Raw genomic sequence first — 19336 nt, 5'->3', positions numbered from 1 at the left:
TGCTCCTTAGCGAATGCGTCGAAATATGTAATCTACGTTTAGAGTACGCGACAGATCTTCAAATTGGACTTTAAACGTATCAATGTCAACCTCAACAGGAATGTTAAACTCCAGTTCACAGCGCATTTTTGTATCTTTTTCTTCGTCATAGGTATCTGACTTTAAAGAACAAATACTAATGTGGTTGTCGGCAAAAAAGCGGGTAACTTTACTTAACGTGCCAGGTGTATCGATACCTGTATATTCGAGGGTGTAGCCAGCACAAAATTCACTTTGAGTATGACTGGCTGTCCGCTTCATCATAGTGAGTAAGCCCAGCTCCATGCCTTTGAGGGGCAGGGTGTGTTCAATGCGGCTGATTGCCGACATATCACCTGATAACAGCATAATAAATGTAAATTCATTGCCTAAGATGGCAATGCGACTATCAATAATATTACAGTGACAGTCACTGACTAATTGGGTTAATTCACTGACAATACCAGGGCGATCATCGCCAATGGCAGTTAAAACGATCTGATGATTTGAAAAAGCAGTCATGAATTCAAGTACCTAGGTTATATTATTAATAACAATCAGAGTAAGCTAAGCCGGCAATTACCACCACACGGCGGCGAAGTTTAACACAAAACAATCGCTAAACTACAGGCCGAGATAATTAAGCTGTTATTAAAGCACAGTGTTTCTTGTTTTTAGTGGCATGGGAAAGTACCATAGTTAAAATTTTGCATATTGACAGGCTGACACTTACGTTTAGCCGTACCCCAAAGTAACGGGTTTTGCATAAAAACAAGATACGTAAAGTTAATATTGACTTTACACTGAACCAAATCGGCATAACCCACTCATATATTTGTTAAAACAATTAAGGGTATGCTAAGGAGAATTATCTGTGCAGTATTGGATCCCAAAAGCGCTTGCTGTAAGCGTATTGGTTAGCTTGTCAGGATGTGGTGTGTTCACTGACGAAGCGCATCAAAAACGTAATTACCGTGCCAGTGAGCCGGTACAAGTGCCAGGACAATTGGCTCAGCCAGCTTTAGACCCCATTTATAAAATGGATGTGGCGGAATATGACAATAATCCGGATTCAACAAACTATCGTCCCCCAGCACAAGTATTAACTGTGGCAAAAGGCAGTTGGGTTGAAGAAGGTGATAAACAAGCACGCGTTTATTTTGATAAAAACGATGGTATTGTCGATTTAGATGAGTTTATTTGGGATTCTGTGCACGCTGTGTTAGCGGAACACCAAACAAAGGCAATCAAACAAGATAAGTTATTAGGTTCAATAGAAACTGACTGGTATGCCATAATTAAACCTGAAGAAGGTTGGTTATGGGATAGCGATACTGCGGTATCTGAGCAACGTTTTATTTTTACTATTGAAGAAAAGTCACATCAACGCACAGCTTCATTAAGCGCTAAGTTAGCTGAGTATAAAAGTAAAGATGTGCCATTGACACCAGTTTTACAACAGCAGCTAGAAGTGCGTGCACTGAACCAAGTAGTGGCTGAGTTTGATTATCGCTATCGTCAACTTGAAGTTGAAATACGTAAACAACAAGGCATTATTTCGCTGGAAATGGGTTTTGATAATAAAGGCAATGCGGCACTGGTAACTGAACAGGATTACTTTGTAATATTTGATCGTTTCTCAGGATTTCTTGAGCGCCTATCGTTTACGATAGTTGAAATTGATCAAGAACGTGGTTTGATCACGGCTGATTACAACAAACCTGAATCAAGTGTTTGGGATTCAATTTGGGGTGAAGAACTTGCTGAATTGCCGATTGAAAACGGCCAATATCAAATCTTAGTCAGTCGCACCAAAGAAGGTGGTACTAGCTTAACGTGGATGGACGATGAAGGCACAACGTTAGAGCCTGGTACGATGAATGACTTACAACAAGCGTTAGAAAGTGCTCTGCGCCAACGCGGTATTAAAATTTAATAATAAATAATAATAACACCACAAAAAGAGCTTTTGCTCTTTTTGTGGTTTCTACAGGTTGAAAATAATGTCTAATCTAGCTTCCTCTCACCCGCAGTTTGACTTTAAGGTATGGTTTAATTTTTTAGTTCCTTCATTGATTGGCGTCCTCTTATTCATGACTCCAGTGCCAATGGACGGGGCAATGACTATTCCTATCGCTGTTATGGCAAAAGCGGTGCAAGCACATATTACATCGTATGCCGATACGTTGATCACTCTAATTATTTGTACTACAGGTGTTTTATCATTGATTTTCAAGGCTTTTAAGCCTGCGGTATTAATGAAATCTACTATTTTAAAGCATCTTTTTGATGTGCATTGGCTTTGGCTAGTGATCCGCTTATTTGGTATGGCGTTTATTATCTTAACGGTTTTAAGTATTAATAATCCGGATTTTAAATCGACGTTACCAGAGTTTTTAATTCCACTTTTCGATGGTATTACATCAGGAAATACCGGTGGCTTAGTGCTAAAAGATTTATTGCCGGTGTTATTTTCGGTATTTATTTTAGCGGGTTTATTACTGCCTTTATTGTTGAATTTTGGCTTGCTTGAGTTAGTAGGCACATTATTAACTAGAGTAATGCGCCCGTTATTTGGCGTTCCAGGGCGAAGTGCTGTTGATTGTGCAACCTCGTGGCTAGGTGATGGCAGTGTGGGTATTTTAATGACTGCGCGCCAATATGAAGAAAAGCATTATACTCAGCGTGAAGCGGCGATTATCGGTACTACGTTCTCCGCGGTATCAATTACGTTTTGTTTGGTGGTATTAGGCCAAGTAGGGCTGGAAAAATTATTTGCCCCGTTTTATTTAACCGTTTGTTTAGCTGGGGTTGTTGCTGCGCTGATCGTGCCACGTATACCGCCATTGAGCTTTAAAAAAGATATATATATTGATGGAAGTCAGCCTGATAAGCATAAAGAACGCGTGCCACATGGCAAAAATGTGTTCAAACATGCGCTACATGTAGCGCTGCACAAAGCTAAAAACTCACCGGGCTTTGCTGGTACCATAAAAGAAGGTATTCACAACGCATTAGATATGGTGTTTGCAGTATTACCTGTGGTTATGGCTGTGGGCACGTTCGCATTAGTTATTGCTGAATATACGCCGATATTTGCTTATTTAGGCAAACCGTTCATCCCATTTTTAGAGTTATTACAAATCCCAGAAGCAGAAACTGCTGCGCAAACGATCATGGTTGGCTTTGCGGATATGTTTATTCCGTCAATATTAGCTGCTGGCACGATCGAAAGTGATGTTACTCGTTTTATTATTGCGGCAATGAGTGTAACCCAGTTGATTTACATGTCAGAAGTGGGCGCGCTTTTATTGGGTAGTAAAATCCCAGTCAATATATTTGAATTATTTGTAATATTTATTCTCAGAACCTTGATCACGTTACCCGTTATTGCCCTGATGGCACATTGGTTGGTTGGCTGATCCTGCCAGTTGTTAATTTATAAAAAGCCTTGATTAATCAAGGCTTTTTTTTATGGTTGTTAAAGTGGTTTATCAATCAATAAAATTGCTTGATCGGCGGGCAGGGGTTTAGCTTTTAAGAAGCCTTGGCCAAAATCACATTGAGTTTTTTGTAATATGGCGAGTTGCTCTTGAGTTTCAATTCCTTCGGCTACAACATCTAACTTAAGTGATGATGCCAATGACAAAATGGCGTCAACCAATGGCGTGGCGGTGTCTTTAAGGCGGTCAATAAAGCTCTTATCAATTTTTAGCACATGAATTGGCAGTTGGTGTAAGTAACCCAAAGAAGAGTACCCCGTGCCAAAATCATCTAAACATAACTTTACTTTTAATGGCGCTAACCCTTCAATTATCTTAGTTGCTAATTCTAAGTTTTCGATCAAACCTGATTCGGTGATCTCTAAACATAAGGAGCCTAATGCTAGCTCATATTTATTATAAATAGCATGAATTTGTGAGATAAAGTCTATGCTTGCAAAATGTCGTGAGGAAACATTCACTGTCACACGTAAGAAACGTTTACCTTGTTGTTGCCACGCAGCTATTTGTTTTCCTGCCAGATCTAATAAATGCAGGTCGAGATTAATTATTTGCCCGGTGTGTTCTGCTATTGAAATAAAATCATTAGGTGAGACAAAGCCTTTGCGTGGGTGATGCCAACGTACGAGTGCTTCAAAACCGACCACGTTACATTGTTGTATAGCAAAGATCGGCTGATAATATAACTCAAACTCATTATGCTCAATGCCATGCTGTAAATCATTTTCTATATCAGCGTGGCTTTTGAGCTTTTTACGCATGGTGTTATTAAAAAATCTTACTTGGCCACGGCCTGTTGATTTAGCTTCGTACATTGCAGCATCGGCATGCTGTAATAACTGATAGGCTTTGTCGTTTTCGTTTTCACAAAATGCAACGCCAATACTGGTCGAAGCTTGCAGTAAATGGCCATCAATATTAAGTGGCTCCGCGAGGACTTTTTTAATCCGTTTTAGTGCGTCGTTAACTTGGTTTTTGCGACTGATATTTTCCATAAAAATAGCAAACTCATCACCACCGAGTCGTGCGAATGTATCGGTATTTCGTATTGTGCCTTTAATTAACTTACAAATGGCGATTAAAAAGTGATCGCCCACTTCATGTCCTAATGAATCATTGATGCTTTTGAAGCGGTCGAAATCTAGATACAGCAACGCATGATATCGCCCTTTGGGTGTTCGAGTAAGCCGTAAAATGCCGTGCTTAATGCGGTCAATTAGTAAAGAGCGATTAGCAAGCCCAGTTAATTCATCATGCAAAGCGCGATGTTCCAGTGCTTGGCGAGATAGTTGTCTGTCGATGGCCATACTAATTTGGCGGCTGACATACGTCAGTAGGGTGCGGTCATGATCATTATAATGGTGAGTTTTATCGTAACTTTGTACCACGATCACACCGCTTATATGATCGCTTACTTTAAATGGTACACCAAGCCAAGATTCTGACTGGCGACCCACCATTTTAAAGTGGCCATCATTTATATGTTGTTGATATTCTTTTTTATTTAATAGTAAAGGCTGTTCGGAATTTAAAAGATAATAGGATGCAGTATGTTTTAGTTGCTCTTTTGATATCTTTTTATGGGCATTTGAACGTACTCCTTCCTCGACAATGTAAACAATATCGAGAATATCGATATTTTTGTTGTATAGCCCTACCAAAAAGTTATCAGCGCGCAGCAAGTTGGTCATAATGCCATGCAATGCTTCTAAAAAAGTATCCAAATCATTGGCTTGATAGGTTAAATTTGCTATTTGTAAAAGCGTTCCTTCTAGCTTTTGTGCTGCATTTAATTTGCTTACCGTTTGTTGCAAGTTTTCAACGGTGTTGACCTGATTTATTTTAGCACTGAGCAAATGCGCTACGGTGGTTAAAATTTCAAGATGGGCATCACTAAAATAGTTACGTACCGGATGCTCGCAGTCTATAACTCCTAAAACCTGCTGCTTATAAACTAATGGTACGCATAGTTCAGACATTGCAGGGCGTACATCTGCGATATAACGGCTATCAGTACTGACATCACCAATAATGACTGCGCTGCCTGTTGAAGCAACATAACCAGTAATGCCTTGATTAAATGCGATGGTTTTTCGTTCTATGGCATAGTTACTATTAGCAGGAGACACTCCCATTGATGCGACTTCATGCAAGGTTGTAGCACTTTCATCGGCAATATAAATAACACAATCAACAAAACCTAGCCGTTTAACTACTTCAGTGGTGACATAGTTGAATAGTTCATCGAGTTTATCTAACTGTAATAAGCTTGATGAAAACTGATTAATAATACTCAGTTGCTCGGTTTTAGCATCAAGCGCTGAAGATAACTCTACTTTATTCTGCATATGCCACGCGTGAATATACCGTTTTGTGTCATTAATGAATCTATAGATTAACGGAATGTTAACGTTTAGACAAAGAATAAATAAAATTAGCAAGATATGTACGTAAAGGAAAACGCACGCCAAACTATTGATGATTCAGTGCTTTCATTCTATCCGTTGATAAAAAGCATCAGTAAAAACCGCAATAAAATCTTTACTCAGATAGGGCATATGCATATGATCAACTAAATTCAGCCGAGGAAACAAGTAATGACAAAGCAAGCCTTCGACACTCAGTCAATGTTAACTATCACTCGCCCAGATGATTGGCATGTTCATTTACGTGATGGGGATCAATTAAAAGATACAGTGCGTGATATTAGCCGTTATATGGGACGCGCTATTATTATGCCAAACTTAGTTCCTCCGGCAACCTGTACTGAAACGGCTTTAGCGTATCGCGACCGTATTATGGCGGCTGGACCACAAGGAAATTTTGAGCCTCTGATGGTGCTTTATCTAACTGATAACACGAGCGCGGATGAAATCAAAAAAGCGCATGCCACTGGTAAAATCGTTGCCGGTAAAGTGTATCCAGCAGGTGCGACAACAAATTCTGATTCTGGTGTAACATCAATTAAAAAGATTTACCCAGCATTAAAAGCCATGCAAGAAGTTGGTATGTTATTGCTGATCCATGGTGAAGTGACAGATTCATCGATTGATATATTCGATCGTGAAAAAGTATTTCTAGAGACAATTTTAATTGATGTGGTACAAGACTTCCCAGATTTAAAAATTGTGCTTGAACATATCACCACGAAAGATGCCGTTGATTTTGTAAATAATGCTTCTGATAATGTGGCTGCAACCATTACGGCACATCATTTATTGTATAACCGCAATCATATGCTAGCGGGGGGGATCCGCCCACATTATTACTGTTTACCAATATTAAAACGTAATACACACCAACAAGCACTTATTAGTGCTGCGACCAGTGGCAGTGCTAAGTTCTTTTTAGGTACTGATTCGGCGCCGCATTATAAAGATAAAAAAGAAGCCGCATGTGGGTGTGCCGGAGCATACACCGCTCATGCTGCACTTGAGTTATACGCGGAAGCATTTGAAGAAGCCGGTGCGCTTGATAAGCTAGAAGGCTTTGCAAGTCATTTTGGTCCAGACTTTTATGGTTTAGCACGTAATACAGATACAGTTACACTTCTAAAGCAACCATGGACAGTGCCAGCAAGTTACCCATTAGGAAATGATCACGTGGTGCCAATTAAAGCCGAAAGCACAATTGATTGGCTGATTAAATAACCATAAAGTCAGTAAAGCACAGCTAAGAAAGGTGTGCTTTTTGTATTAAAATTAATCACTTGAACAGTTTTATTGAGTTGATGTTAAAAGCATTAAAATAATTCTCAATTAATAGAGCTAAAACAATTATATTGTGTTAACCTTAACTTGCTTTGAGTTTTTGCGTATTGAATTTTTTGGTTAATGTGCGGCGTGTAAGGTTTCCGGTTAATGGTTATTACTTCTTCCTGTACTTTATCCCAGCGATTTATTGGGCATTCACTCAGGGAGGATATAGCCAATCTGGCTGAATTTTAATTATTGACTTACAGGAAAATTTGGTATGTCAAACACGGTTACTGGTAAAGTTAAGTTCTTCAACGAAGCTAAAGGCTTCGGTTTTATTGAACAAGAAAATGGTCCTGACGTATTCGTACATTTCAGCGCTATTACAGGCTCAGGTTTTCGCACTCTAAGCGAAGGCCAACAAGTGTCTTTCGGCATCAAGCAAGGCCAAAAAGGCCCTGAAGCTGAGAACGTAGAACTAGCATAATTTTTATTATGTGAACCTAGGTTCAACTTGGTGAAACAGGACTCTGTTTCACCATAATTCCCCCTCATCAAATTCTTTTTTAAAATAAACCTTTTACCGCTACTTTTTTAAATTCAATAAATATACACTAAATTCTGAATGCTATTTCACTAGACCAAATGCTGCTCAATACAAGCGGTGTACATATTTGCGTCCCTCAATAAACTTTTTATACCAACTGTATATAGTTAGTCAGCTACTCAACACCAATAAAGATGATGTTTTTAATTAAATTAGTATTTAATTAGATAGTGCTATTTTGCCTCTGATTGCTCATACATAAGTTCGGCACGTTAGTAATCGGTATAAATAGGAACAGGGGATATCGCCTCAACATGTTTAATGTGATTATTTCTAATATCTTGATAACACTGGCAGTGACTCTTTGAGTCTTACAGAGAAAACGGGTATTACTTTAGGCCTTAATCATACGCCACGCTTTCCTTTAAAAGGTCCAGTTGCTAATTTTTATATGCGATATATCCTAGGTTTGGCTGCATAAAAAGGCTTTTTTACTGAATGATTACGCTTATTCGAAATAATTATGAACTTTTTTTAACCCTCTTAGATTACACATAAAATGTTACATTTATGTTTTGTATTTCATGGCTGACGGTAGAACTGTTGTTAGGTAGCGGCTTTCATCCCAGCTGAAAACTCAGTGGTGTTGCATTTATGTTAATCCTTTGTTTTTTGTGTTTTAGTTTGCAATGATTGAATTAATTTATTTCGATCTAATTCCAAACATCAAGTTGACAGCATGCATTGCATTTAGCATTATTGGAGGGTTGATATCTATTAAAAGATATCAGGGTTGTCTCCTTCGGGAGGTAATTAAATTATAAAAGTAACATTACTTAATTGGTTGGGAACTATGTCTGTTAAAATCAGAAAGAGTCTTGTAGCAACTGCGTTGGTTGGCGCTTTTGCATTCGCAAGCAGCAATGTGATTGCAGATCCTTTGAATGACGTGCAAAAAGCAGGTCTACAAATTCAAACGGCTGCGGTTAAGTCTCAAACTAAAATTGACAATGTATATGGTCAAACTCAAGAGCTATTAGCTGAGTACCGTAGCGTTGTTGATGAATCTGAGCTATTGAAAGTATACAACGATCACGTTGCACGTTTGGTCGCTGACCAAAATGCACAAATTGAATCGTTTGACCGTCAAATTGCTACGATCGACAACACAAAACAAAACGTTGTGCCTTTGATGTATCGCATGATCGATACGCTCGAGCAATTCATCAAAGCGGACGTTCCGTTTAACAGTGACAATCGTTTGGCGCGTGTTGAAAGATTACGTGAAACAATGGTTTCTTCTTCTGTAACGACTTCAGAGAAGTTCCGTCAAGTATTAGAAGCATACACAATTGAAGCTGCATACAGCTCTTTAGTTGCTGCTTCACAAGGTACTTTAGAAGTTGATGGCAAGAGCATTAACGTTGATTTCGGCCAACTTGGTCGTATCACATACGTTGCTCAATCGTTTGACTTAAAACACGCATGGGTATGGGATAACAACACTAAACAGTGGAAAGAATTAGGTGATGAATACCTAAAACCTGTTAAAGAAGTTATTCGTATGGCGCGTAAGCAAGCGACATTAGAACTTGTTAAACTACCAATCTTTGGCGCGGAGTAATCAATAATGAAGAAACTATTTAAAGGTTTTGCTGTTGCAGCAGTACTATCTGTTTCTGCAGGTACCGCGCTTAATGCACATGCAAATACTTCTGCTTTAGATAAAATTCTTGAGCAAGTAAAGCAAGAGCGTATCTCTGAAGGCAAAATCAATAAGCAACGTGAACAAGAGTTCTTATCAGATCGTGCTGATAAGCAAGCGTTACTTAATAAAGCAAAAAGCCAATTAGCGGCTGAAAAGTCACGTGGTGATAGCTTAACAAAGCAATATGCACAAAACGAAACTACCTTAGCTGAGAAAGAGGCTGCTCTTCAAAGTGCACAAGGTACGTTAGGTGAAATGTTTGGTGTTGTACGTCGTGCTGCGCAAGATGCAATCGGTTCAATCGAAGCATCTCTTGTTTCTGCTGAAAAGCCTGGCCGTGCTGAAATCTTACGTTCATTAGCTGCTGCTAAAGAGTTACCAACAGTTCGTGAACTTGAAGAGCTTTGGATAGCGCTACAAACTGAAATGACTGAGTCAGCTAAAGTTTCTACTTTTGAAACTGAAGTTGCAGGTCTTGACGGTAACGCAACAGTTAAGAAAGTAACCCGTATCGGTAACTTCAACTTAGTAACAGACGATGGCTACTTAATCTATTCGCCTGAAACTAAATCGATTCAGCCTTTAGGTAAACAACCTGATGGTTATATCCTTGCTGGTATTAAAGACTTAGAAAATACGTCTTCTGATAACTATGCTGGTGTATATGTGGATCCGACTCGTGGTGCTATCTTACGTATCAATACACAAAAAGCGACACTTGATGAATACTTCCACCAAGGTGGCGTAGTTGGTTACATCATCACTGCGTTATTAGGTTTAGGTATCTTAATCACACTAGTACGCTTTATTGACCTTACTCTTACTCGTAGTAAGATTAATAGTCAGCTTAAAAACGTGTCTACACCGAATACAAATAACCCATTGGGTCGTATTCTTAAAGTGTACCATGACAACAAAACGCAAGATGTTGAAAACCTTGAGCTTAAACTTGATGAAGCGATTCTTCGTGAAACGCCACGCATTGAAGCTGGTATCAATATCATTAAAATCCTTGCTGCAATCGCGCCGTTACTTGGTCTACTAGGTACGGTAATCGGTATGATCTTAACGTTCCAAACAATCACATTGTTCGGTACAGGTGATCCGAAGATCATGGCAGGTAACATCTCTCTAGCACTTGTAACTACTGCGCTAGGTCTAATAGCTGCATTACCACTTATTCTTCTTCACGCTGTTGTTGCGGGTCGTAGTAAGTCGGTATTACACATCCTCGATGAGCAAAGCGCAGGTATTATTGCTACTCACGCGGAGAAGGAGAAAGCCTAATGCTAGTCCTGATGGAGATCTGGGAATCTATCAGGGATTTTGTTGGCACAGGCGGCCAGGTTTTATACGTGGTCGCGATAGCACTCTTTCTTATGTGGGTTTTAATGATTGAGCGCTATTGGTTCCTACTTGCAGAATTTCCTCGTTTATCGTCGGAAATTGTAGCAAAGTGGGATGCCCGCCAAGACACTACGTCTTGGTACGCACACAGAATCCGTGAAGCATGGATTTCTGAAGCGTCTGAAAAATTAGATCAGCGTATGTTGTTGATTAAAACATTAGTAGCTGTTTGTCCTTTAATTGGCTTACTTGGTACAGTAACAGGCATGATCGCGGTTTTTGAAACCATGGCAAGCCAAGGTACAGGTAATGCACGTTTAATGGCATCAGGTATTTCAATGGCAACAATCCCAACAATGGCTGGAATGGTTGCGGCATTATCTGGAGTATTCTTTAGCTCACGCCTTGAGGCAAGAGCGAGAATGGTGAAAGCCAAGCTTGTTGATAGTATGCCTCATCACTAGAGAGAGAATTAAATATGGCACGTAAACAACGTTTTCGTGAAGAAGAAGATGCAACGGTAGATATGACACCGATGCTTGACATCGTATTTATCATGCTTATTTTCTTTATCGTAACTACATCGTTCGTTAAAGAGGCTGGTATCGAGGTCAATAAACCAAAAGCGGCCCAAGCTACGAAGCAAAAAAATGCTAACATTTTTATTGCAATTCGTGACAACGGCGAAATCTGGATTGATAAACAGCAAGTTGATGTTGAACGTGTTTCAGCAAAAATCGAAAGTTTATTAGCAGAACAACCTACTGAAGTTGTAATTTTGCAAGCTGATAAAGATGCAAAACACGGCGTAGTGGTTAAAGTTATGGACCAGATCAAAGCGACGGGCGACAACCTGAGAATTTCAATAGCTGGAGATCAGTAATGATTCGTTTTCTGTTTTCACTGATTGCAGGTGGGGCAGTTACTTTCGGCTTGTTCTACTTCATGGCCTTCCTCATCTCTGGTGGGGCTGACCGTAATACGGAACAAAAAGAGCAGATCATAGTCGAAATTATGACGAATCCGCCTGAATCTAAGGTGCAGGAACGGAAGCGAGTACCGCCTCCGCCGCCTCCACCGCCAAAGCAGCCGCCTAAACCGCAGCCGCCACAGCCGGAAAATAACAACCCAAATCCAGGTGCTATGTCATTTAACATGCCAAGCATTGATGTGGGAAGTTCGGCAGGTGGTCTAAGTGGTCCAGGGGCATTCGGACGAGACGGTGATGCGACACCAATCGTTCGTATTGAACCAAAATATCCAACACAAGCAGCACGTGATGGCAAAGAAGGTTGGGTACAACTTTCATTCTCAATCGATGAATTGGGTGGGGTTACTGATGTTGAAGTAATTGACGCAGACCCTAAACGTATTTTCGATAGAGAAGCTAAACGCGCCTTGAGCAAGTGGAAATACCGTCCTAAAATTATTGACGGTAAGCCACAAAAGCAAGTTGGTTTACAAGTTCAGCTAGACTTTAAAATTAACCAAGGCAATTAAGGAGGCAAGTAATGAGAAATTTATCTAAAGTAACAGCACTTGCGGTACTTATGTCTTTCTCGGGTGCAGTATTTACTGCACCGGTTCTAGCAGCGCCAGATCCCGCGAAAATTGAAGCGCGGAAGAAAGCAAAAACTAGGATCATGGGTGAGCGCACTGGTAAAAAAGTTATAAAAGCGTTTGACTTGTATAACGAAGAAAAGCTTGATGAAGCTATCGCCATGTTGAAAGAAATCGATGCTTCTGATGATTTCGACAAAGCAACCGTTAACCGCTATTTAGGTAGCATGTATGGCCAGAAAGAGCAGTACAAAACTGCGATTGGTTACTTAAAATTAGCTGTTGCCCCTGATGTGTTAAACTTTGCCGATCAAGAACAAAGTTTAAAAACATTAGGCGATATGTATGCTGGTACTGAGCAGTATGAAAAAGCCAAAGATGCTTATGTTGCATGGATGGACTTTACTGGTGAAGAAGATGCAACGGTTTATACTCGTATAGCCCAAGCTAACTATCAGTTAGGTAAATTCCGTGATGTTTTTACACCAGCTGAGAAAGCAATTAAACTTCAAAAAGAGCCTAACAAAGGCCCTTACCAATTAAAATTAGGTTCTTACTTTGAGCTTAAAGACTATAAAAATATGGTCAAAGTTGGTGAAGAAATTGTTCGTATCTGGCCAGATGATAAAAAAGCATGGGTAAGCTTAGGTAAATACTACCTTCAGACGGAAGACTATAAAACTGGTCTTGCAACGATGGAAGTAGCTTACAAAAATGGTTATTTTGAAACTGAAGTTGATTATAAAGTTTTGTCTAACTTTTATTCATTGAATGAAATTCCTTATAAAGCCGCTAAGGTTTTAGAGAAGTCTATCAATGATAAAATTGTTAAGCGTAATAAACAAAATATCAGCGCAGTAGCCAGTAACTATCATCGCTCAAAAGATATTGAAAAAGCAGCTAAGTACTATGAAGAAGCGGCTAAATTTGATGACGATGCTGAGCTTTATCGCAAAGCAGGTTCATTACTTTTACAATCGCAAAATTATAGTGCTGCCGTTGTTCGTTTGAACAAGGCGCTTGAATTAGGTTCTGATAAGACAGGAACTATTTATTCAGATTTAGCGGAAGCTTATTACTATCAAGAAAAGTATAAGCAAGCTTATGCTGCAATTACTAAAGCAATGGATGACCCTCGCACGCGTAAGTTTGCAAAAGGTTGGTCTGTATTTATTAAAGATAAAGCCGCTCGCAACGGTGTTAAGATTTAACTTTAATTCGCTATAGCAATTTATAAAAAGCCCCTATGGGGCTTTTTTTATTGGATTAACTCATGATAAAACACCTAATATGGATATGCTTCTCAGCACTTTTCTTGAGCGCATGTGGTGATACGAATAATCAGTATCAAAGTAAAGAGCAAGCTCAGCAAGCATTGCAAACACTAAATCAATTTTTAAGACCAACAGGTGAAATTAAACAAGTTAACGAGCAACAGTTTCCATTTAGTGATGCATATTTGAAAGAGCGTCACAGCATATATCAAGCCATGCAAACCTTAGACTTCACTCCTGTCGCGCAGAGTTCATTGGATTATCTTATTATTGCAGAGCGTTTTCCGGAGCGTTATTTTACATGGCCGGTGTATATTCCTGTGCTTGATAATATGCTTGCCTATAACCAACAACACGACATTACTGCAAACATAAACAATTGGCTCAGTTTTACTCAGCAGCAGTTGGTGCTTGCTAAAGAGAGTAAACTTAGACTCAACTCAATTGAGCTTAATGCGTTACAAACGCAGGTAACTAAGAATCTTACTCGCGTTGATCTTCCAGCAAACCTTAAACACACTCTCAACGAGTTTAATGAGTATTTAGCGCTCTATACACCCCGTGGAAGTGTTGGTTTACATGGCTTATCAAATGGTGGGTCTTGGTATCAAAGTAAGTTAAATTACTTCTCAGGCACTACTAAAGCACCAATAAATTGGCTAGTTGCAGTGCAATCTCAGTTGAAGGAAATGCAGCAAGGGGCATACTCTATGCGTTTTGCAGTTGATCATCAGCACTCAGTCCTTGAGCAGCGTTTTGCATTGTCTAAAGATAAGCAAGTTGGCTTTGATTGGGCGCAAAATTACTTGAGCTTAAGGGGTTATGCAGGGCAAGCTGCAACACATATAAGTAATCAAGAGCGTACTTTCTGGTTAGCTATGATGGAAACCGATCTTGGCATCCATTACCATGCTTGGACTGTGCAACAAGCGAAAGTTAATTTACTGAAACGATTAAAAATGACGCCACAACAAGTCGATTATTTAGTGGCTGATATCATTTTTTATCCGGCGCAAAGTTTTGCGTTCGCAACACTTTTAACAACTTCATAAGCTCGCTTGCTGATTTTTATGATCTTGGCTCGCAGTTGCCGCAGCGCTGCGCTGTTGGATCGGCATTTAGCCGTTGCGAGTCAATTTTTTCTTCACAGTCACAGCAATAACCATATTGGCCGATATCGATTTGGCAGACTGCCGCTTCAAGTTGTTCTAAGCGTACTATGATATCTTTATATTCAGTGCCAAGTTGCTTCTGCGTAAGCTCTAACCATTGTTCAGGGTTATTTTTGCGCAAGGTTTCAGCTAGCGAGTGATGCAGTAGGTTACATGAACTTGATAGTGTCGTAAGCAAGCACAGCCTTACTTGCTCTAACTCTGTATTAAGTTGTTGAAGGTGATATTGAGCATTGATCATTGTCATTGTCCTCGTTGAGCAATGCTGCAGTATTCATTAATTTAAAAAAGCCGACTATGATGTGTGTCAAATTAAGGTGCGATAGCGTATTTTTTCAAAACATCGGCAACATCTTCTTTTGTTTTAAGGCGTCTGATCTCATCGAACAAAATATCGGCCTGGCTATATTGGCGTTTTAAATAGCCCAGCCACTGCTTAGTACGAGAAGCAAAATATTTTTCATCTTTCGCGGGGTCATGATGTATGGCTGAATGGATCAGATGATAGAGAATATGCTCCCACTTTAAGCCAACATAGTGCTCATCATTAAAGTGTGCTTTTATTTTGCGTGCTAAATCAGGATGCGACAGTGCACCGCGACCAAGCATTAAGTCTTTACAACTACTACGTTGCTGGCAAAGTAGTGCATCTTCTACTTGCCAAATTTCACCATTTGCGACTACTGCGATGTTTTTATCTTTGATCAGTGGTGGAATTTTCTCCCAATAAGCGGGCGGGTTATAACCGTCTCGCTTTGTACGGGCATGTATAGCAATACTATTGGCACCGGCACTAACAACGGCATCAACAATTTCTTGACTGTTACTGTCATCATCAAAACCTAAACGAATTTTAGCGCTTACTTGATGCTCGCTTGGCACGGCATCACGGACTGCTTTAATGATTTCATACATGTGTTCAGGGTCTTTTAACAGCACAGCGCCACCTTTACTGCGATTGACTGTTTTCGCAGGGCAACCAAAATTAAGATCAACGCCGTGAGAGCCAAGCTCAATTACCCTGACAGCGTTTTCAGCTAATGCGTGTGCGACTTGGCCAAGTAATTGGATACGCACAGGAGTGCCAGAACGCGTTAAACCGTTATTATTTAGCTCTGGGCAATAGCGATGAAATACTTTATCAGGCAAGCAGGCATCGATAACACGTACAAATTCAGTGACGCATAAATCAAAACCACCAATTTCGGTGAGTAGTTGGCGCATTTTAAAATCGACAACCCCTTCCATAGGCGCTAAAACTAATTTCATGATAGGGGCACTTTGACTTGATAAAAGGAGACGTAGTTTACCTGTAAATATAACATTGATAAATGCCAATTTTACTCCCATAGTTAACTTCAATTGTTCACTCTTTTGTAGCGTTATTGTAACTAACAAATAAAAAGTTGCGATTAAGTGAAATATTATTTTTGTAGTAAGGTCTACTTAGTACACCCCTTACATGTTTAGAGAGAGTCATAAAATGAATACACTTAAAAAAAATTCAATTGCGTTAACATTAGGCGCGGTAGTTGTAGGCAGCACAAGTTTTATTTCTGCAGATGTTCAAGCGAATCCATTTGAATTTCAACAAATGGTAACGGGCTACCAAGTCGATGCTACAGAAGGTAAATGTGGCGAAGGTAAATGCGGTGGAGATGCTAAAACTAAAGACGACAAAGCTAAAAAAGAAGGTAAGTGCGGCGAAGGCAAATGTGGTGGCGATGCCAAACACGACAAAGCTAAAAAAGAAGGTAAGTGCGGCGAAGGCAAATGCGGTGGCGATGCTAAACATCACAAAGCTAACAAAGAAGGCAAATGCGGTGGCGATGCTAAACACGATAAAGCTAAAAAAGAAGGTAAGTGCGGCGAAGGCAAGTGTGGTGGCGACGCTAAAAACGACAAAGCTAACAAAGAAGGCAAATGCGGTAGCCATTAATTAGATAAGTTATGAAACCTGCACTTTAGTTAAGTAGTTTGTTTATAAAAGGGCCGCATTGTGGCCCTTTTAAATGAAGGAGTGGATATGACTGTATCTAGTAACAGTGAATTTGGCATGGTAGGGCTTGGGCTGCGCAGAGAAATGCTCGATGAATTATTGACGCAGATACCAAAGCAAATTGATTTTATGGAAGTGGCGCCTGAGAACTGGTTAAAACTCGGTGGTCGCTTTGCTAAGCAGTTTAAGTCACTGACCGATACAAGTAATTTTGTCTGTCATGGCTTGTCATTGTCGATCGGCTCACCTGAACCGTTAGATATTGAATTTGTTAAATCCTTAAAAGTCTTTTTCAAAGCACATAACGTTAAGCTTTTTAGTGAGCACCTTAGTTATTGTTCCGGCAACGGCCACATGTATGATCTGATGCCGATCCCATTTACTGAAGCTGCGATTGCCCATGTTGTTGGGCGGATAAAACAGGTGCAAGATATTCTCGAACAGCAAATAGCTATCGAAAATGTGTCTTATTATGCCGCACCTGGTCAGCAAATGAGCGAGTTAGAATTTACCACTGAAATATTACAGCAAGCTGATTGTAAGTTATTACTCGATGTAAATAATATTTATGTGAATTCGATAAATCATGGTTATGATGCAGAGCATTTTTTAGCTAGCTTGCCATCGCAACGTATAGCGTATGGTCATGTCGCAGGGCATTTCAACGAGGCGGATGATTTACTTATTGATACTCACGGTGCTGACGTGATTGACCCTGTTTGGCAATTACTTGACCGTGCTTATCAACATCATGGGGTGTTTGCGACTTTATTGGAACGTGATTTTAATATTCCAGCTATCGCTGAGCTTACCAAAGAGCTGGATATAATTCATCAACTACAAGCCAAGCACGCAATAATACAGCGAAAAGAAAGTGCCTGATATGAATTTTATTGAAACCCAACAAGCGTTTATGGCGCATATTCGAGCGCCAGATACACAACCAAAGCCCGATGACATTGAAGAACGTCGTATGGCGATCTACCGTGATTTATTTTTCAATAATATCAATGGCTTTATTTCCTCAGCATTTCCGGTTCTGAAAACACTCTACAGCGATAACAATTGGTTAAGATTAGTTCGCCAATTTTTTGCTGAACACGATTGTCAATCACCTTATTTTTTGGATATTGCTGGTGAGTTTATTGCGTATTTAAGTAGTGATTACCAATTGCAAGAAATTGATCCCCCCTTTATGCTTGAGCTTGCTCATTATGAATGGATTGAGCTTGATGTCTCGGTTGCGCATGCGGATCCAACTGATTGCATCATTAATGCACCGCTGAGTAATGTGCCTCTTTATATGAGTAGTTGCGCGCGAAATTTAAGTTATCAGTTTGCTGTACAGCATATTAGTGTTGATTTTCAACCACAGCAGCCTAGTGAACAGCCTCATTATTTTGTGGTGTATCGCGATACCGACGACGAAGTACAATTTCTTGCTACCAATGCAATGACCGCATTATTACTGGCGATTATAGATACAACACCGAGTATCAAATTAGCTTCGTTGGTGGAGCAAGTTGCTTTACAAGCGCCGCAATTTACTACAGAACAGCTTGTGCAAGGTGCTACAGCAACATTACATGCAATGGCGGAGCGTGGCGTTATCGTGACAAAAAATCACCCTTAAAGTCTTTATTGATTATTTTACATCGTCTATTATGTGCGCCTTAATTCGTCGCGCTTAATAAAAGGTAGTACCTATGTCAGAAGATAAAGATTTTAAAGATCCGTTTAATGCAATGTATTTTCTTGCATTCTTAGCTGTGTTTGCAGGAATTGGCTGTTTAAATGCAATCCTAGGCTGGATCACCACAGTCTCTTAATTTAGCACTGCTAAATTATAATAAGGCTGTATATAGTGCAGTCTTATTACTTAATTATTTAACTTCTTACCGACAACTCATTTTTGTGATGTTATAATTGTCTGCTTTGTAATATTACAGATAAAACAGTTTAAATTATGACTCAAGTAACTCCATCTATCATTAAAGATAGCATAACTACTATTGCAGATTACCCTAAAGCAGGCATTATGTTCCGTGATGTAACTACGCTAATGGCTAATCCCGCTGCATTTCAAGCAACAATTAATGCATTTATTTCAGCTTATAAAGATCAAGGTTTTACCAAGATTATAGGTACTGAATCACGTGGTTTTATCTTCGGTGCACCGCTTTCATATGCATTAGGTATTCCTTTTATTCCAGTGCGTAAACCGGGTAAACTGCCACGTGCAGTGATCTCTCAAGATTACCAGCTAGAATATGGTGAAGATGTATTAGAGCTGCATACAGATGCCATTGTCCCAGGTGACAAAGTGCTTTTAGTAGATGACTTGTTGGCAACCGGCGGTACCATTGAAGCGACCGCTAAATTAGTCAATAAGTTGGGTGGTCATGCGACAGATGCAGCATTTGTAGTCTCTTTACCAGAACTAGGTGGCGAGCAACGCATTGCAAAAATGGGGATTAAAATCCTGAAATTGGTTGAATTCGAAGGCGAATAAT

General features: G+C 39.8%; 20 protein-coding genes. 16 read left to right on the top strand and 4 right to left on the bottom strand.

Going from position 1 to position 19336, the window contains the following annotated elements; genetic code table 11:
- Positions 1-6: 6 nt before the first annotated feature.
- Positions 7-540 (bottom strand): glycine cleavage system protein R, encoded by a 534-nt coding sequence (locus H5158_RS10975; RefSeq protein WP_145241549.1) that lies wholly within the window; start codon positions 538-540, stop codon positions 7-9.
- 352 nt (positions 541-892) lie between these two features.
- Between H5158_RS10975 and bamC the strand changes: the two genes are divergently transcribed.
- Positions 893-1954, top strand: a complete 1062-nt coding sequence (gene bamC, locus H5158_RS10970) for an outer membrane protein assembly factor BamC (protein ID WP_182717927.1) — start codon at positions 893-895, stop codon at positions 1952-1954.
- Between the two features lie 67 nt (positions 1955-2021).
- Complete coding sequence (locus H5158_RS10965; protein WP_149982889.1) at positions 2022-3440, top strand: YjiH family protein; 1419 nt, start codon at positions 2022-2024, stop codon at positions 3438-3440.
- A gap of 59 nt (positions 3441-3499) precedes the next feature.
- On the opposite strand, the gene H5158_RS10960 is transcribed toward H5158_RS10965, so the two are convergent.
- Positions 3500-5869 (bottom strand): EAL domain-containing protein, encoded by a 2370-nt coding sequence (locus H5158_RS10960; protein WP_182740020.1) that lies wholly within the window; start codon positions 5867-5869, stop codon positions 3500-3502.
- A gap of 249 nt (positions 5870-6118) precedes the next feature.
- Here H5158_RS10960 and pyrC point away from each other — a divergent pair, with 249 nt between their 5' ends.
- From pyrC to H5158_RS10915, 9 genes are all read left to right on the top strand, one after another.
- Positions 6119-7171, top strand: a complete 1053-nt coding sequence (pyrC, locus tag H5158_RS10955; protein ID WP_182740019.1) for a dihydroorotase — start codon at positions 6119-6121, stop codon at positions 7169-7171.
- Between the two features lie 322 nt (positions 7172-7493).
- Positions 7494-7703 carry a cold-shock protein gene (locus H5158_RS10950; protein WP_145241558.1) on the top strand — a complete coding sequence of 70 codons (210 nt, stop codon included), beginning with the start codon at positions 7494-7496 and terminating at the stop codon, positions 7701-7703.
- 913 nt (positions 7704-8616) lie between these two features.
- Positions 8617-9387: a DUF3450 domain-containing protein gene (locus H5158_RS10945; protein ID WP_149982892.1), complete on the top strand. Its 771-nt coding sequence runs from the start codon at positions 8617-8619 to the stop codon at positions 9385-9387.
- Positions 9388-9393: 6 nt separating this feature from the next.
- Positions 9394-10758 carry a MotA/TolQ/ExbB proton channel family protein gene (locus tag H5158_RS10940; protein ID WP_149982893.1) on the top strand — a complete coding sequence of 455 codons (1365 nt, stop codon included), beginning with the start codon at positions 9394-9396 and terminating at the stop codon, positions 10756-10758.
- Positions 10758-11282 carry a MotA/TolQ/ExbB proton channel family protein gene (locus tag H5158_RS10935; protein ID WP_145241564.1) on the top strand — a complete coding sequence of 175 codons (525 nt, stop codon included), beginning with the start codon at positions 10758-10760 and terminating at the stop codon, positions 11280-11282. The genes H5158_RS10940 and H5158_RS10935 overlap by 1 nt, the downstream gene beginning before the upstream one ends.
- Before the next feature lie 14 nt (positions 11283-11296).
- On the top strand, positions 11297-11701 hold the full coding sequence (locus tag H5158_RS10930; RefSeq protein WP_054205753.1) for a biopolymer transporter ExbD: 405 nt from the start codon (positions 11297-11299) through the stop codon (positions 11699-11701).
- A complete protein-coding gene (locus H5158_RS10925) occupies positions 11701-12318 on the top strand; it encodes an energy transducer TonB (RefSeq protein WP_149982894.1) in 618 nt (205 codons plus the stop codon). The genes H5158_RS10930 and H5158_RS10925 overlap by 1 nt, the downstream gene beginning before the upstream one ends.
- Positions 12319-12329: 11 nt before the next feature.
- Entirely contained in the window at positions 12330-13589 is a 1260-nt protein-coding gene (locus H5158_RS10920; RefSeq protein ID WP_182717928.1) for a hypothetical protein, read from the top strand.
- Positions 13590-13651: 62 nt separating this feature from the next.
- A complete protein-coding gene (locus H5158_RS10915; RefSeq protein WP_182740018.1) occupies positions 13652-14704 on the top strand; it encodes a hypothetical protein in 1053 nt (350 codons plus the stop codon).
- Positions 14705-14720: 16 nt separating this feature from the next.
- On the opposite strand, the gene H5158_RS10910 is transcribed toward H5158_RS10915, so the two are convergent.
- Together H5158_RS10910 and H5158_RS10905 are read right to left on the bottom strand one after the other, a co-directional pair.
- Entirely contained in the window at positions 14721-15065 is a 345-nt protein-coding gene (locus H5158_RS10910; protein WP_149982897.1) for a TraR/DksA C4-type zinc finger protein, read from the bottom strand.
- 71 nt (positions 15066-15136) lie between these two features.
- Positions 15137-16093, bottom strand: a complete 957-nt coding sequence (locus H5158_RS10905; protein ID WP_149982898.1) for a tRNA-dihydrouridine synthase — start codon at positions 16091-16093, stop codon at positions 15137-15139.
- A gap of 214 nt (positions 16094-16307) precedes the next feature.
- Here H5158_RS10905 and H5158_RS10900 point away from each other — a divergent pair, with 214 nt between their 5' ends.
- From H5158_RS10900 to apt, 5 genes are all read left to right on the top strand, one after another.
- On the top strand, positions 16308-16763 hold the full coding sequence (locus tag H5158_RS10900) for a hypothetical protein (protein ID WP_182740017.1): 456 nt from the start codon (positions 16308-16310) through the stop codon (positions 16761-16763).
- Positions 16764-16880: 117 nt separating this feature from the next.
- Complete coding sequence (locus tag H5158_RS10895; protein WP_182740025.1) at positions 16881-17705, top strand: DUF692 domain-containing protein; 825 nt, start codon at positions 16881-16883, stop codon at positions 17703-17705.
- A gap of 1 nt (position 17706) precedes the next feature.
- Entirely contained in the window at positions 17707-18456 is a 750-nt protein-coding gene (locus H5158_RS10890) for a DUF2063 domain-containing protein (protein WP_182740016.1), read from the top strand.
- A gap of 73 nt (positions 18457-18529) precedes the next feature.
- Entirely contained in the window at positions 18530-18652 is a 123-nt protein-coding gene (locus H5158_RS23355; RefSeq protein ID WP_257325665.1) for a hypothetical protein, read from the top strand.
- A gap of 137 nt (positions 18653-18789) precedes the next feature.
- A complete protein-coding gene (apt, locus tag H5158_RS10885) occupies positions 18790-19335 on the top strand; it encodes an adenine phosphoribosyltransferase (RefSeq protein ID WP_149982901.1) in 546 nt (181 codons plus the stop codon).
- The last annotated feature ends 1 nt before the right edge of the window (position 19336 follow it).

It is taken from the genome of Pseudoalteromonas sp. SR45-6, from assembly GCF_014163545.1.
GTDB classification, from domain to species: domain Bacteria; phylum Pseudomonadota; class Gammaproteobacteria; order Enterobacterales; family Alteromonadaceae; genus Pseudoalteromonas; species Pseudoalteromonas rhizosphaerae.
This window is presented reverse-complemented; position numbering and strand designations above follow the sequence as displayed.